Source organism: Candidatus Zixiibacteriota bacterium, assembly GCA_036480375.1.
In the GTDB taxonomy this organism is placed as follows: domain Bacteria; phylum Zixibacteria; class MSB-5A5; order GN15; family JAAZOE01; genus JAZGGI01.
Genome location: JAZGGI010000050.1, coordinates 1 through 16,009, shown reverse-complemented (window position 1 = coordinate 16,009; position 16,009 = coordinate 1). Strand labels below are relative to the sequence as shown.

Below are 16,009 nucleotides of genomic sequence, written 5' to 3'. Positions count from 1 at the left end.
TTATCCTTTCCCCTCACAGCCGAATAATTTGATTTTATTGCGCATTTGAACTTTGATCGCTTCTTTGGCCGGTTTTAATATTTTGCGCGGGTCAAACTGGCTGGGGTTGTTGGCCAGGAATTCACGAATATGACTCATAAAAGCCAGCCTCAAGTCGGTATCGATATTGATTTTGTTTATACCTCGTTTGACCGCCTCGGCATATGCCTCATCGGGAACACCCATTGCTCCGGGGAGTTCGGCGCCGTACCTTGACGCCAGGTCAAGTAAATCTTTGGGCACACCGCTGGCGCCGTGGAGTACGAGAGCGGCTCCGGTTTTTTCTTTTATTTGGGTGATACGATCCATCGCCAACTCGGGTGTATGTTTGAATTTGTAAGCCCCGTGACTTGTCCCAACAGCGATTGCTAACGCATGGCAGCCAGATTCTTTGATAAATCTTTCAGCTTCTTCCGGGTCAGTCAAGAAGGCATCTTTTTCATCAACCACGACGTCGTCTTCGATACCGCCTAAGAGGCCAAGTTCGGCCTCGACACAAATTCCTTTGGATTTGGCCATGGCCATTACTTCCTGAGTGATTGAGATATTTTTTTCCAGCGACTCTTTAGAGGCGTCGATCATAACCGAAGTGAATCCGGCGTCAATGCACATTTTGGCATCGGCCGGAGTGGCGCCGTGGTCAAGATGCATGGCGACCGGGATGGAAACATTGGCGGCGCCAGCTCTGACCATCCCCATCATATAATCAATGCCTGCATATTTGATAGCTGAGGTCGAGGCGGCCAGAATGACCGGCGCTTTCATTTCTTCGGAAACTTCCATAGCGGCCTGGATGAATTCCAGGTTATTTACGTTAAATTGCGGTATGGCGTAATATTCCCTATTCGCCTTGGCATACATATCAATAAGTGAAGCTAACGGCATAATTTCTCTCCCTGTATTTGTTTTTTACTATTTACAGGTTTGGCCCAGGATAGTCAAATTCATAAAGATTATTTATTGGCGCCCCTGGACGACGGTCTAAATTAATTATTTGATAAACTCAAACGCAAGAGAAACTACGCCTCTGATACGGGGAAAATCAAAATAAAAACCCAAATCGTCTCATTTTTTTCTATCAATTTTGGGATTTGGCAGTATAATATTATTGGTATGAAGTATCAGATTTTGACAGCCTTAATTTGTCTATTAGCCGTATCGAACATTCCGGCGCAGGATCAATTGAATCAAATTCCCGGAACTAATCCGTTCGCGCGGGCGACGACTATAAAGTCACAGAATCCGTCGTCAATAACCTTGACGAGGCTTCATTACGGCGGCGGCGGCGACTGGTACGAGGGCAATTCGGCGGCGCCCAATTTGCTGATTTTTATTGCAGAACAAACCGGATGGCCGGTTGATTTGGAGGAAAAGCAGGTCAGGATTGAAGATGATGATTTGTTTTCATATCCTTTTTTGTTCGCGACCGGGCATGGCGTGATAATATTTACTGAAAATGAAATGACTCGTTTACGCCAATATCTCCTTACCGGCGGATTTTTATTGATTAACGATTCTTATGGTATGGATAAATCGGTCAGGACGGCGGCCGCCGATTTATTTCCGGGCAATCCTTTGCAGGAAATTCCTTTTGACCACCCCATTTACCATTCGTTTTTTGATTTTCCTAACGGGCCGCCCAAAATTCACGAACATGATAATAAGCCAGCTTCCGGCCGGGGTATTGTAATTGACGGGCGGATTGTATTTTTTTACCTGTTTGAATCTGATATTGTCGATGGCTGGGAAGATGAGCATGTTCATAACGATCCGCCGGAAAAAAGACTTGAAGCCCTGAAAATGGGTTTAAATATAGTAGCTTACGCGATGGCATACTAAACTTATACCCGCCGTTTGCCGTCAATAAATTTAGAGCCTTTATCGGGATAATGACATGGTACAATTGCTTCAACTGGAAAAACGATTAAAAGGGGTTATCCTGAAAAACAGGATAATTATATTCGGGGCCGGAGTCGTCGCGACGATTTCTACCATTATCGGTTTGGGATTGTTATTATCGGCGATCGCGGTGGTGATTATTTTGCCGGTCTATCTAAAATTATTCTTAATGGCTACGGCAGGCGGGTTATTGTTTTTTGCGATTTATCGGTATGTGTATAAACCGGTCAAAAAAGGCGGCGATTTGATTTCGGCGGCTTTGATGATTGAGAAAAAGTACCCGGATTTGAAGAATCGGTTGGTAGCCGCCCTGCAGTTCCGCGATTTAAATCTCGAAAAAACCAACTTCTCCCCGACTCTTATTGATATGACTGGCAAACAGGCTCTTGAACTTACTCGGGAAATTAATTTCAATGAAATCGTTTCCGGTTACCCGTTATTCAGAAAATTAAGATCCGGAACAGTTGTTGCCGTCGTTGCAACGTTAGTCGCAATTATTATGCCTGGGATATTTTCCAATGCGCTGGATGTTTATTCACATCCCACGATCAGAGTCGCTCCTCCCTCCGGATTCTCGGTTACCGTTCAGCCCGGAAACGCAGAAAAAGTAAAATATTCGGATATCGAAATCGGGGGGCAACTCATTGGCGGCAGATTCCCGAAGGAACTTGAGATTTTTTATAAATTCGCCGAAGGCCGCTGGCAATCTGAGAAAATTCCGGTCGCCAATTCCTATAATTTTTCAGTCAATGGTAACGGTAATTTTCATGTTGATACTCTCCCCTTCGGCATAACGTTAAAGCAGGTCAGAAGGTCTTTTGATTATTATATTGTTGCTGGCGAAGTCACTTCGGAAAAGTACGCCATAAATATCGTGGAAAAACCCCGGGTATCAAACCTTAAGCTAACAATACGCTCACCCCGTTATACCGGGCTGGCGGATTTAATCGCCGATGAGAATAACGGTTCGTTCGCGGCTTTAGTAGGCAGTCGCTCATATCTTGAAATCGAGGCAAACCGCAATATTGAATCAGGGTATCTTATCAGGGATGATTCGGTCAAATTGCCGATTGATTTTGAAAAATCTATCGGCAAAATAAACTTCATCATTCAAAATGATTTTTCTTACCATCTTCGCCTTTATGACAAAAATGGCGAGACTAATCCGGATCCGATTGAATATATGGTGACGGCGATTCCGGATGAGTATCCTTATATAAAAGTCAACTATCCCGCATATGATATAAATTTCGACGATCGGATGATGATTCCCTTCGACCTTTATATATCCGATGATTTCGGCTTCGGCTCGCTGGTTATGAAATATCAAATAATTACAGGCGGCCGGCAAGGGGAAGAAAATGTCGCGGTGATTAATTTTTCGGATGATATTTCGACCGAGGGCGAGGTTACCTTTAACTGGGATGTTGACCGCTTCAATTTGCTGCCGTCAGATTTAATTCTATATCACTTCGAGATATCCGATAACGATGTCATTTCAGGACCCAAGACAACCAGCACTCGGGTTTACGCGGCTCGGTTGCCCTCCATTGACGAAATAATCGCGGAAACTGACGCCCAGCAGGAAACCCGTATTTTTAAGGCGGAAAAAATACTGCAGGAACAGCGTAAGATGGCTGACCAGTTAAAAGAGTTGGCGCGTGAGATGAAATCGGCCAAAAAGATTGACTGGAAGAAATCCAGGGAATTGGAAAACATGGTCAAGCAGCAGAATCTCACCGCGGAGAATATCGAGAAGATGGCCGAGCATATGGAAGAATCGATAAAACAAATGGAGCAAAACAATCTTCTGTCTGAACAAATTATGCAAAAAATGATGGAGCTGCAGAAATTGTTTAATGAAATCGCCACGCCCGAAATGAAAGAAGCGATGCGCAAACTCGCCGAAGCCCTGAAGAATATGAGTCCGGAAGAGATAGAACAGGCGATGAAGGAATTTCAGGTTTCTCAGGAAGAGATGCTCAAAAGACTGGAACGCTCGGTGGAGCTTTTGAAGAGGATGCAGATTGAACAGAAGATGGCGGCTATGCTTAAGATGGCCGAAGAAATGCTTTTGGAGCAGAATCGCGTTAATGTCGAAACGCAGCAGTTGAAATCGGACGATGAATATCCGCGACTGTCCCGAAGAGAAGATAAGCTCCAGAAGCAAATGGAGGCGCTCAAGAATGAGGCTGATAAATTAAAAGATTTAATTGAGAAATCGGAACTGCAGAATGCGGAATTGCAAAATAGTTTTGCCGACGCGGTTAAGGATAATCAGGCCGGTTCGGATATGAATCAGATGGAGCAGGAACTAAATAATAAAAACGCGAACCAGGCGAAACCGCATGGTGAAGAGGCGTCTCGAAAATTGAGCGGTTTGGTGGGCAAACTACAGGAGACTATGGCCGCTTTCGCGGATGAAGAGGGCCGTAAATTGGCCCAGGAAATGCTCAACGCAATTAATGACGCCAATTATTTGTCACAGAAGCAGGAAGATATTTATGAGGCTATAAAAAACGGCTCAGCCCAAACTGATTATCTGAGAAAAATGGCTGCGGAACAGATGACGCTGCGGGAATCGGTGAATTCTTTAATACAAAGAGTTAATGAACTAAGCAAAAAATCACCGTTTTTAGCGGCCGAGACGCGGTCATTTCTTGAGCAAAGCCGGCAGAATATGCAATCTTCCTGCGATAATCTTGGTGAGCGGCGCACCTCCGCCGCATACGATAGCCAGCAGGAGGCGATGTATAATCTCAATCGAGCGTCGGTTAAGTTGCTTGACGGCCTTGAGGAACAGAATGATTGCAATAAAGGCGGATCATGCAATAAGAATAATCAGAAAATGCAATCTATGTGTCAAAAACAAAACGAGATTAATCAACAGACACAGCAGGAATGCAATAATCCCGGAAAAAATCCCAACGCAACTCGCCAGGCTTTGAAACGGCTGGCGGGGGAACAGGGAACCGTTCGCAAATCGTTGGAAGAACTCCAGAAAGAATTTGGAAATAGACGGGATATATTGGGCCGTCTTGACGCTCTTTCTGATGAGATTAAAGAGATCGAAGGATTACTCGAGGAAGGCCAGGCCGGGCAGGAATTAGTTGATCGGCAATTGCGGGTTTATTCGCGAATGCTCGATGTACAAAAATCATTAAACCGGCGTGATTTTACCAAAGAAAGACAATCGGTGATCGGGAAGGATATACTAAGAGCCTCTCCGGGAGCGCTCGATGATGACAATATGGTAGGACCGGAAACTCTACAGGATAGACTCAATCAATATTTGAAAGAGGGATATCCGCGGCAATATGAACAGCAAATTAAGGCATATTTCAAAGCTCTCTCCGGTATGAGACATCAGGCTGATGAAAACAAATAAGCTATTGGGAATATTTTTTATCGTTTGGCTATCATTCAATGCGGTTTCGGTAATGGCTCAAAGGGATGAGGCCGTTTCGCCTCGTCAGGATAATGATCAATCCCCGTTAAAAAAGGATAACTTGAATAGCGCCACGGTTGACCGCGTCAGGCGTTTGATGGCGATGGGTCAATATGAAATGGCGAGCGCTTTGGCCGAAAATGAATTGAATAGAAGTTCCGATGATCTCATACTAAAATCGTTGCTGGCTCAATGCTATAAAAAAGGCAAAAATTACGGTAAATTAGTCGCGTTGATGAGGCTGAGGATTCAATCGGAGCCTGTTAATTTTATGCTGATGCACAACGCCGGTGACGCGCATTTGCTAATCGGAGACCTTGATTCGGCACGGTATTATTTCTTTGAAAGTGCTACGATGGCATTGGATCGCCTGCCGGTTCTCGTATCGATTGCCCAGAATTATCAGCGTTTGGGCTATTATGATTATGTCGTTGAATTCATCGATTCGGTAAGAATCCTTAAGAATAATTCCGTTCTACTGGCCAGTTTTATGGGTGATGCTCTGACTGCCAATGGCGATTTTGATCTGGCCACTTACGAGTATTTGACGCACATGGAAAAAGATTCGGTGGCGGCGGCCGAGGCTGAGGCCAAACTTGTTTCGATGATCCGCTATCCGGAATCGGCCGATACCGTCATGGCGATTTTATCCCGGCAGATTCAGAGTCATTATGAGAATTTCAGACTTGTTAACGCGTACGGACAGCTTCTCATGGATCAGGGACGATTCGATGAAGCTCGGGAGTTTTATGTCGAAATAGACAGTCTGCGCAATAAAGGTGGGAATGATATTTTATATTTTATGAAACGGTGCAACAAAAGCGGCGAATATAAACAGACTATTTTGGCCGGTGAAGTATTAACCGTTTTTTATGATATTTCGCCCATAATCGGCAACGCGCAATTCTTAATGGCCGAATCCTATACGGCGACAGGGGAATACGACAAGGCTCTTGAGATTTATCATTCGATTGAGGAAAAATTCGTTTGGGTGTCTCATAAGGCTGAGGCGAGGTTGAGAATTGGTGTTATGTACAAAGATTATCTGGACGATTTGGATCAGGCCAGGAATTTTCTTGATGAGGTAATTTCAACGGCGCCGAGATCGCGATATGATATACAGGCTCGCTTCGAGTTAATAAATCTTCTTATAAGAGAAAACCAGCTCGATTCGGCGATGGCATGCTGTACTCTATTATTAACCTTTGAATTGAATGATAGTTTCAAAGAAAAAACAGATTACATAAAAGCCTTAATACAATTGTTTTCCAATGAGTATATGTCAACCCGGGATTCTTTCAGGCAAATTCTGAGCCGCTACCCCAGAGGGTTTTATGTCAATGACGCGATTAACTACTCTCTTGTTTTGAGTGAAGCTATCGGTTCCGCGTCGGGACAGATTGATCTTTATTGCGCCGCGGAGTATTTTGATTATATCAATCAGGAAGATTCCCTGGAATTTTATTTGAATAAGATTTGCCGCATTGGGATACCGGCTTTATCACCAGTGTCATATTTGAAACTTGCCAACTTATATGTCGGGCAAAAGCTATCGGCCGACGCCGTGACCGCGGTTGATAGTCTTGAAGCTCAATATCCGGAATCTTATTTTTTGCCTTATGGATTAAAGCTAAAGGCAGACATATATTTTGAAAATCCTGAGCGTCGAGATGAATCCCTGGAAATTTATAAAAACCTACTGCGGGATTATTCCAATTACCCGTTTAGCGCCCCGATCAGGGAAATCCTTCGGCGTGATGCCGAAGACGTTGGCCGAATTTAATAATTTATCTCTGAAGAATAAACTTGCCGCAAATAATTATTTTAAAACGGATGTGTCTTTGGGGCGTGTCAAATTAATGATTCTTTGCTCAAGATCCTCTACTTTTTGGGCGTAATGTTCCATCCTGGCCATTTTCTTTTTGGTCGTGGTCCGAACCAAAATGGCCAATGAAACCAGGAGAAACAGCACCGAATTTATTTGACGGAATATTTCACCGTAATTAAAAAGAGCGTCCAGAAAGGCGGTTATGCCTAAAACAAACAGAATCGCGCTCCATAGTAACATGAGCATCCTCCAAATCACGAAATTATTTAAATAGCTTCTACCCTAAAATATCTTGTATCCAACCGGCGAAAATGTATATTATGGTCTTGCGGGTGGAGAAATCACCGGCTTTATCTGTATAATTGTTATCGACGGATAGGAAAATTATCTTTAGGAGGCCAGAGTGGAGCCATCGTTGTTTGGTCAGGAAAAGAAATTCGATAGAATCAACGCCGTAATTGCGGCAATTGTCACAATCATTACCTTTATAATCTATCGTCTAACGGTGGCTCAGACATTGAGTTATTGGGATTGCGGGGAATTTATCGCCAGTTCGCATATTTTGGGCAATCCCCATCCCCCGGGCACTCCCATGTTTATGCTGGTCGGGCGTTTTTTTGACCTGTTGCCCATCGCCTCCGATGTAGCCTTCCGCATAAATATGATGTCGGCCATATCCTCTACTTTTTCGGCGCTATTTGCTTACCTGATTACGGTTCGTCTGGTCTCGAGCTGGTATGTAAACACTGAAAATTATAAAATTGGCCGTATAATCGCTTACGCTTCTGGTTTTATTGGTTCTTTATTTGTCGCTTTTAGCCGGGCTAACTGGAATAATTCCGTTGAAACCGAACCACGAAGCATGGCAATACTTATTATGCTGGCTATGTTATGGCTGAGTCTCAAATGGTTTAACCATCGTTTTAGCAATACGGGTCAAAGGATTATTCTTCTGACTGCTTTCCTGGCAACCATTTCTCTGGGGATTCACCTGACGGTATTCCTGATTGTTCCGATTGTGACGATAATTTTTGGCCTTAAGAGGACAGCGACAAAAATCGACTGGGCTCTTATTTCCGGGTTTTTTATCATCCAACTGATATTGATTCTAATTTTGGCCGACACCTCAATACCTACTCCTGACGTTAACATCGGGGAGGCGAGATACAAAATCTTTCTGATCCTGGCGGGACTTCAATTTGTCGGTTTGGCAATATATATGAGAAATAAAGTCAATTGGCCGATTTTTCTGGCTTTTGGAGCCATTTCGCCGATTATGGTTGGTTTTTATCCATTTATGTTTTCGGTTCTGGGTTGGCTTGTCATCAGCTTTTTTGTATGGTTTGTGAAAAGAGATAAATTGTGGCGGTTGTCATTTTTAATTATTCTCTTTGCGATTATCGGATATTCGGTTCATGTCTATATACCGATTCGTTCAAGCATGCACCCGATTATAGACGAAAACACCCCTTCCCGTGATTTCCGGACGTTCGTTAATTTCCTTGACCGTAAGCAATACGGATCCACTTCCATGACTGAAAGGATGTTCGTACGTCGGGGGGAATTGTCGAATCAATTTGGAGACCATGCACGGATGGGTTTTCTGCGGTTTTTTAAAGAGCAGTATTCCAGTGAGAAATTATTTCCAGTGTTTCTTGTGATTGGAATATTTGGCCTGGGAATGATGGCCTATAAATATCCTGATTGGGGGTATATATTTATCACCCTTGTGCTCGTTGGATCGGTGGGATTAGTCTTGTATATGAATTTTGCCGACGGGACACACTTTAATAAATATACGGGAGACGCTTATCAGGAAGTCCGAGATAGATATTATTTCTTTACTCCGGCATTTGTTCTGTTCGGTATGGCCATCGGACTGGGTATGGCCGGAATTATGGAGTTGATACGAAAAGCAACCGTCAAAATGGGCAAGAATATAAACAGGATGGCTGTTTATACTTCATTAATTTTGGTTTTGACTCCGATTATTCCGGCTCAGGCGAGTTATTTCAACAATGACAGGTCTAAAAATCGCATGGCTTATAATTATGCCTGGAACATATTAAATTCATGCGAAAAAAACTCCATATTGTTTACGGCGGGTGATAATGATACTTTCCCGGTCTGGTGCATTCAGGAGATTTATGGCATTCGTAAGGATGTCAGGGTCATAAATTTCTCGCTTTTGAATACCGACTGGTATATCTGGCAGATGAAACACCTTGATTCACTTTCGGCGATAAACGCCGGATTCGATCCCGCTGCTATTCCCTGGAAAGACGGGAAAATTATGCTTGAAGGACGGGAAGTGGAACCGGTATCTGTTGGTATCCTTCCTGATGTTCCGATATCAATGAAGGATGATCAGATCCTCTGGGAGGTGGATATTGCTCCCAACGGTCAGGAAATAACTCGGCCTCAGAAACCATTTTATGATCGTGTCCGTAAACGGACCGCTCTTTTAGTGCCTACCTATTATGAAGAGAAAACTTTGAAAGTTGCCCAGATTATGCTGGAAGATATTATCCTGACGAATCGATGGAAGTATCCGATTCACTTTACTTCCGCGGCAGGCGAAGTTAGGAATACACCACTGAAATTAATGGATAGATTATATCGTGACGGCATTATTTTGACTTTATCCACCGATGAAACCAGGTTGGCATATCGTGAAGATAGAACGGATAGCCTGTTTTTTGAAGTGTATAAGTACGATAATCTCAGCGATACGCTGATTGCTCAGAGTGAAAATATCGCGGGCATTTCTTTAGCTTTCCCCGAAAAAATGCTCGATTATCACTCATATCTTATGGAAAATGGCAAAACTGAAAAAGCCGATACAGTTCTGGAAAAAATTTGTGAAGCGATTCCTTCCTATTGGCGTTCACGCCTGACTCAGGCTCAACGGGCCCGCGAAAATGGAGATACTCTCCGAGCCATGGAAATAGAGATTGAAATGAAACAATATTTGCATGGGTTTCTTAATAATAATCCGACCAATGTTTTTTTCCATCAGTACTTGGGCACAATGTATTTAACGCTTGGTGATAATAGAAGAGCCGAAGAGTATCTTAATAACGCCTGGGAATTGAATCGTGATAAGAGCCATACTTTCCGAGCGCTTTTATCGCTTTATGGGATTGAGGGGCGAGGTGGAGATTTAGTAAGATTGGCACAGGAGTACAGTCAATATCATGATGATGATCCCTATGCGAATGATATTTTACGAAGGGCCCAGTCTTTTATGGATCAGCAAAGACTGGCGCCCCCGCCACCAGCGACTCAAAATACACCGCCCGTTCAAATCGTACCGCCTGACCCCGGTGATTCATGATTTGTAAAACCCGCCTTCAAAGGCGGGTCAGACTAATGACAAAGGGCAGTTTTTTTGAACTGCCTTTTGTATTTATGACAATTTTGATCTATCTTCGTGAGTTTTTTCTTAAATTGCCGAGAATCGAATTTTTTCGATGATTATTTGCCAACAGGAAGCGCTTTTTCAACCAATAAATGATACAATAAGAAAGATGGCGAGCCATCTTCTCGATGTTCATCGCAATCGCCGTCATCAAACTTTGCTCGGTGACATTCTTCAACCCGCGATAACGAGCATTCCGCAGACCATGCAACTCCTTAGCATCGGCAAATGATCGCTTCACCGTCTCCTGACGCTTCTGACGAAGATATTTACCCAATGGTGTTTTCCGTACCTGTTCCCGATATCTCTGCCAGACATGACCGGTGATGACTCGAACATGATTCCGTGACTCGGTGCATTCGGATAGCATCCGGCATCTACCGCATAGCCTGGGATCGGAAACATACTCATTCGAGCCGGCTCCGAGACGATTCCTGCCGTTGAAACATTATACTCCTTAAATTATCTGAATTATAATATTGACTGTTTATAATAATGAAGGAAAAACAACATCGAACAACTAAAAAAGGTGTCGACTGACTTTGTCAAAAGTTTGACAGGCATAAAGTCTGCAATCTTTTCATATTATGAAGATAAAGAAAAAGAAGAAGTTTTGAAAATGGCTGAGCTTAAGGGAGAATTACGGGCGATATTTAGACAAATCCGTAAGGGCACTAAAACGAATCACTCCTTCTCACTCCTTTCCAATCATATCTACAATAATTTCAGAAAGTTCATTTCGAGTCAGCTTCCTGGTTCCTTTGCAGGGGAAATCGAAGACTATTTCAATGAATTCAAAATAAGAAATGGGTGATTGGATTGTACGTCGACAGACAAAGTGGACTGGTGGGTTCTAAATATTGGGAGACACTTTGACTAATGGCAATAACTTTCCGATACTTTGGGATAGCCGGAATAATCATGATAAACGGGAATTAGCCGATTTGCTATATTCGAACTGCATTCTAGATGGCCGAAGTGTAAGTGCTACATACAAAAAACCCTTCAACTTGTTAGTCGGAGGGATAGGTTCTGATTTTTGGCTGGCAATAGTGGACTATTTTAGAACTGCTGCTTAATGCAGAATACAGGTGCTAAGGGACTTATCCATAAATAGGCAATTAACATCCCCGCAAATTGATCAAACAATGGATCGGTAATGGTTTGCTTGGAGATTTAGCTGATTATCAAGATTCCCATGCTACGAAAACAGTATCAATTATCAGCCTTTTGATTGAATATATTCGCCGAATCACAGGCCTTGATAAATTTTATATGTGCGCCTGATTCCTTTGCGGCGTTTACAAGATCATTCAAGTTGTTTTTAAATCCTCTCAAAGAATATATCGCCGAATTATTTTCTACCATGTCATCAGCGTGGAAGTAGTTGTTAAAAATCAACAGTGTGGTTTTTTTCCTTCTGAGATGTTTATGGAACTCATTCAAAAGAGGCTTAAAATAATGTCTTTCTGCTGAAATATTAATCCAATATCTTGGCCTTCGCAAAGCAACAAATAAGGGTTTAATGTTTTTCATTTTCTTGGCCAATACTATTCCGGCAATATATCCCCAAGCGATAGATTTGGCTACAAGATTTGGAACTTCCAAAATTCCCATTTTATTATTATCAATCCCCGCAGTTTGAAAATCCTTATTTGAAGGATAATAAGGATTTGGAGGCGCATCGAACCAATTATAAATATTATCAACTTTTAAGGGTGAGGGATCAACACGCATACCGGGTACTCCAGAAAAATCAACCTTTATTCCAAGATTCGAAAGTGTTTTCATCGAATTTGTATTATGGAAATTCCATCCCATTCTTACCGATAATGGTCGATCAGGAAAAACATCCTGATAGGCTGAATGAGACATCTGAAGCATTTCTGTTTGCCATTCAATATCTTGAGTTTCCTGATACCAAAAGGATTTTTGATTATTATATCTCCAAAAATGAGGATGCCAGCTTAATTCATCTCCCGATTTCTCCAAATCCTCAAACAGTTTTCTATGCGATTTTAAAACCCAAGCATAATCATCATCATAATGTCTTATTTGGTCATCGACGCGAAGGCACCAGGAAAAAATTGGACTTTTCCCTTCCGAGTCAAGTATGTCTTTGGTTGCCTCCTTAACCGCATGAATCCCCTCATCCATTCCTATCCAGCTTAGCTGTTTGTCAGTGACCCCCGAAATAAAAGATGTTCGATCCGGGTCAGTATCACATCCAATAATAAAATACACAGTTTTCATCTAATTGTTCTCCTTAAGCTTTTTCACCAGTAGTTGTCCAAATCTGAGTCGCCAAGTGATATATACCAAATATGGGAGTAACGTTGGCGTAAATCCTTTATTTTAAAATCTGTTTCCCTAATTATTGCCGGTTGTATACGACTAAATATAAAACCATTTTGCCAAAACGCTGTTTTAGTTGCAGGTGATGAAGCTATGCCTACAATACAATCTACTTGCAATTTACGTAATTCATCAGACGCAATCTTAATCATATATGATAACAGCTTTTTACTGATAGTTGGGTCATAGACAAAATCAACGATGCGACCAAGTACGATTTTTTTATCAACGTTCACTGATTTTCGGAATACAATATAACCAATAGGGCGATTTTGATTCTCAAAAAGATATACCGTATGCTTAATATCTTCCCGTTTGAAATATTTGTAATTAAGAAATGATGAGTTCCTATCAAAGTGGATTGCATAATCTTTTAGATATTCTCTCCAATAGTTATCCCAATCAGGAAGAAATTCGTTTATTTGGCTGAATGAAATGTCTGAAATACTTCTTGGAATAAAGATTTTTTTATATACTCTAAATGCGGCATTAATTAGGATAATAAATGGAGAGGCAATATATGCCAACATTTTTGATTTATTTAGAAAGCCGAATACAGCCATAGGATTAAGAACCAAAGATTGCTGTGAAGAATCATTGATAAGAACCCAGCCTCTTTTTTGGAAGGCTCGAGAGGCCATTTCTGTTATGCCAACAGCAAAGGCGACACCGTCCATTTTTTCATTATTTTCAATTAGAACATGCCCAAGCCCTTTACCTTCGGTTCCCGGATTTACTAATAGATTTGTGCTGCAATATCCTGAATATTTACGATTATCAATTCGAAGCTCGAATTTTAATAGAGAATTATGACCACACAATTTGCCAGAACATGAACGCAAAAGCCAAATAAGAGGTCTTTCTTCGTTTTCTTCAAGGGGATTTAGAAATGTTTGCCATTCAAAACGGTTCTCATTGGCCATTTTAGGAATTTTAGAGTAAACTTGGGTATAATAATCCAATAAAATAATTCGGTTTTCCGGGGAATCGATATATTTTTCTAATGTCACTTCAGGCGGGTTAGGCATTTTAATATTCTGGACCTTTAATTGATCAAGATAAATTCAGGACTTTCCAACGTCATTCGCCAAAAATCTTGGATAATATATATATACTTGAAAATAAAGCAAGTCCGAATATTCGAATCAAACGGTTGAAAGTGGTAAAATGAATATATAAAAAAAACGGGAATAGAAGATAAAATCCCTATCCCCGGAGTGAATTACAAGGATTTATTTTAACAAAATCATCTTTTTGGTATCCGCAAAATCATTAACCTGTATTTTGTATAAATAGATTCCGCTTGATACATTATTGTTGGATTGATCTTTACCGTTCCAATAAACGGTATGTGTTCCATTTTCCTGGTATTCATTAATAAGCGTTTTTATTTTTTGACCGGCTATATTGAAAATGGATAATTGAACATGTCCTGCCTCCGGTAAGGAGAATCTTATATCGGTTCCCGGGTTAAATGGGTTAGGGTAATTTTGATCCAATGAATATGATGTGGGCAGTAGATTAGATAGGGATTTAGATATTTCTACTACCAAATTATTCCCATATTCGTCTGATGCTTCGGCAGTAACAACCTCCACCCTTCCATTAAATTCAAGAATAGACTGTATTTTACCAGAAGGTATTTTACCAATTCCATTAATATCTAATACACCTATATGTGAAATATCATGGGTGCGCCCATAATAAATTTGAGTTTTCCGTGTCAAATTTACTAATTGGATATTTGGATCACATTCCACCGATAATTGAAGACCGTAAACATCAATTGATGATTCAATTTGAATCACTGATTTATCACCATAATATTGCTGGGTTAATGCAACCGACTTTTCACCAAAATAAACATCACTTCCCAAAGATATTGAAGCTAAATGACATTGACTTGAAGGTGGATCACCGCCCCTGAACACAAAACCGATCAAGTAGACTATATCCGCAACATTTACTTTACCATCACAATTGGCATCTCCGGCATCTTCCGGCACCGGCATTGGCCCCTGCTTAAATACAGTATTGATTAAAAATACAGCATCAGCCACATTTACCGAACAATTGCCATTGGCATCCCCGGCCATGTATCCATCAATTGTTATTACTTCTATTAACGCCGATGGTATAAATTCATTTGCAACCGGTTCTGTACAATCAACAAATAATAATGATGCGGGCCCAATTGTAGTCGTATTTAAGGTGATATTGACATTATTATCATGCGTGCACAAATCTCCAACATCGAATGAAATTGATCCAATGTAAATATTTTCCCCGGACGGAATTGGAGCCCCCAATCCCGCAGCTCCGCCTATAAGGATTGTCCTATTTTCATTATTAACTGTTACTACAGGATAATCCCAATATTCAAGTGGCGTACCATCATAACTGAATCCCGTGACAGTGTATTCCCCATCCCAAACAAGCGGAATTTGCATCGCGCACAAAGGTCCCGTAACTGTGACATAAATAGGAATTTCAAGTATTCCGTTGGCTGGGATACATGATTCAAAATCGTTAATAATTAATGATTGAGGATCCTGTGGTTCTCCTTCACACCCTGCTTCGAAAGCTCCGATCAATACTCCCCAACTATTATTGGCAGGTAAACACTGTGATTGATCGCTCACAGTGTAATCAAAATTACCACGATCACAATATATCGGATCAACTGAAATATCATGTGTTCCCGGAGTAGCAGAACGAATATAATCCTGCCCGCCGTTGTTCCAAACATCATTATAATCTATCGTTACTCCAGAACTACTACTATATAAATCAATTCCACCCTCAAGAGTATTGTTGCTCACAATGTTGTTCTCAAAAACTAAATTACTGTGGGGATACAATAATACTCCCCGGGAATTATTGTCAATCGTGTTATTGATCACGGTCGCATTATCAACATGGACATAAACCACGCCACGAATGTACGAACCGGCATCAGGAACACTATTACCATAGACTAAATTACGCTCGGCCAAACATCCCTCGCCTTCAATGAACG

9 protein-coding genes and 1 pseudogene are annotated in these 16,009 nt (G+C 41.5%); 4 read left to right on the top strand and 6 right to left on the bottom strand.

What is annotated here, in order from left to right; all coding sequences use genetic code 11:
* Positions 1–924 (bottom strand): ketose-bisphosphate aldolase, encoded by a 924-nt coding sequence (locus V3V99_14830; GenBank protein ID MEE9443936.1) that lies wholly within the window; start codon positions 922–924, stop codon positions 1–3.
* A 228-nt stretch (positions 925–1,152) separates the two neighbouring features.
* Here V3V99_14830 and V3V99_14825 point away from each other — a divergent pair, with 228 nt between their 5' ends.
* From V3V99_14825 to V3V99_14815, 3 genes are read left to right on the top strand one after another with little or no spacing between them, the layout of a single operon-like run.
* Positions 1,153–1,878, top strand: coding sequence for a DUF4159 domain-containing protein (locus tag V3V99_14825; protein MEE9443935.1), 726 nt, complete (start codon positions 1,153–1,155; stop codon positions 1,876–1,878).
* A 55-nt stretch (positions 1,879–1,933) separates the two neighbouring features.
* Positions 1,934–5,326 (top strand): hypothetical protein, encoded by a 3,393-nt coding sequence (locus V3V99_14820; protein ID MEE9443934.1) that lies wholly within the window; start codon positions 1,934–1,936, stop codon positions 5,324–5,326.
* Entirely contained in the window at positions 5,313–7,169 is a 1,857-nt protein-coding gene (locus V3V99_14815) for a tetratricopeptide repeat protein (protein MEE9443933.1), read from the top strand. The genes V3V99_14820 and V3V99_14815 overlap by 14 nt, the downstream gene beginning before the upstream one ends.
* A 36-nt stretch (positions 7,170–7,205) precedes the next feature.
* Here the strand turns inward: V3V99_14815 and V3V99_14810 are convergent, their stop codons facing one another.
* Entirely contained in the window at positions 7,206–7,454 is a 249-nt protein-coding gene (locus V3V99_14810; GenBank protein MEE9443932.1) for a hypothetical protein, read from the bottom strand.
* A 163-nt stretch (positions 7,455–7,617) separates the two neighbouring features.
* Here V3V99_14810 and V3V99_14805 point away from each other — a divergent pair, with 163 nt between their 5' ends.
* A complete protein-coding gene (locus V3V99_14805; protein MEE9443931.1) occupies positions 7,618–10,551 on the top strand; it encodes a DUF2723 domain-containing protein in 2,934 nt (977 codons plus the stop codon).
* An 88-nt stretch (positions 10,552–10,639) separates the two neighbouring features.
* Here the strand turns inward: V3V99_14805 and V3V99_14800 are convergent.
* From V3V99_14800 to V3V99_14785, 4 genes and pseudogenes are all read right to left on the bottom strand, one after another.
* A pseudogene (locus V3V99_14800) lies at positions 10,640–11,020 on the bottom strand (transposase).
* Positions 11,021–11,850: 830 nt separating this feature from the next.
* Positions 11,851–12,888, bottom strand: coding sequence for a hypothetical protein (locus V3V99_14795; protein MEE9443930.1), 1,038 nt, complete (start codon positions 12,886–12,888; stop codon positions 11,851–11,853).
* Between the two features lie 23 nt (positions 12,889–12,911).
* Complete coding sequence (locus tag V3V99_14790; protein ID MEE9443929.1) at positions 12,912–14,018, bottom strand: hypothetical protein; 1,107 nt, start codon at positions 14,016–14,018, stop codon at positions 12,912–12,914.
* A gap of 204 nt (positions 14,019–14,222) precedes the next feature.
* Positions 14,223–15,986 carry a right-handed parallel beta-helix repeat-containing protein gene (locus V3V99_14785; protein MEE9443928.1) on the bottom strand — a complete coding sequence of 588 codons (1,764 nt, stop codon included), beginning with the start codon at positions 15,984–15,986 and terminating at the stop codon, positions 14,223–14,225.
* Between the last annotated feature and the right edge of the window lie 23 nt (positions 15,987–16,009).

Excerpts from the sequence above, each read along its gene's own strand:
- V3V99_14830 (MEE9443936.1), bottom strand. The coding sequence starts at position 924 with ATGCCGTTAGCTTCACTTATTGATATGTATGCCAAGGCGAATAGGGAA.
- V3V99_14825 (MEE9443935.1), top strand. The coding sequence starts at position 1,153 with ATGAAGTATCAGATTTTGACAGCCTTAATTTGTCTATTAGCCGTATCG.
- V3V99_14795 (MEE9443930.1), bottom strand. The coding sequence starts at position 12,888 with ATGAAAACTGTGTATTTTATTATTGGATGTGATACTGACCCGGATCGA.
- V3V99_14820 (MEE9443934.1), top strand. The coding sequence starts at position 1,934 with ATGGTACAATTGCTTCAACTGGAAAAACGATTAAAAGGGGTTATCCTG.
- V3V99_14810 (MEE9443932.1), bottom strand. The coding sequence starts at position 7,454 with ATGTTACTATGGAGCGCGATTCTGTTTGTTTTAGGCATAACCGCCTTT.
- V3V99_14815 (MEE9443933.1), top strand. The coding sequence starts at position 5,313 with ATGAAAACAAATAAGCTATTGGGAATATTTTTTATCGTTTGGCTATCA.
- V3V99_14790 (MEE9443929.1), bottom strand. The coding sequence starts at position 14,018 with ATGCCTAACCCGCCTGAAGTGACATTAGAAAAATATATCGATTCCCCG.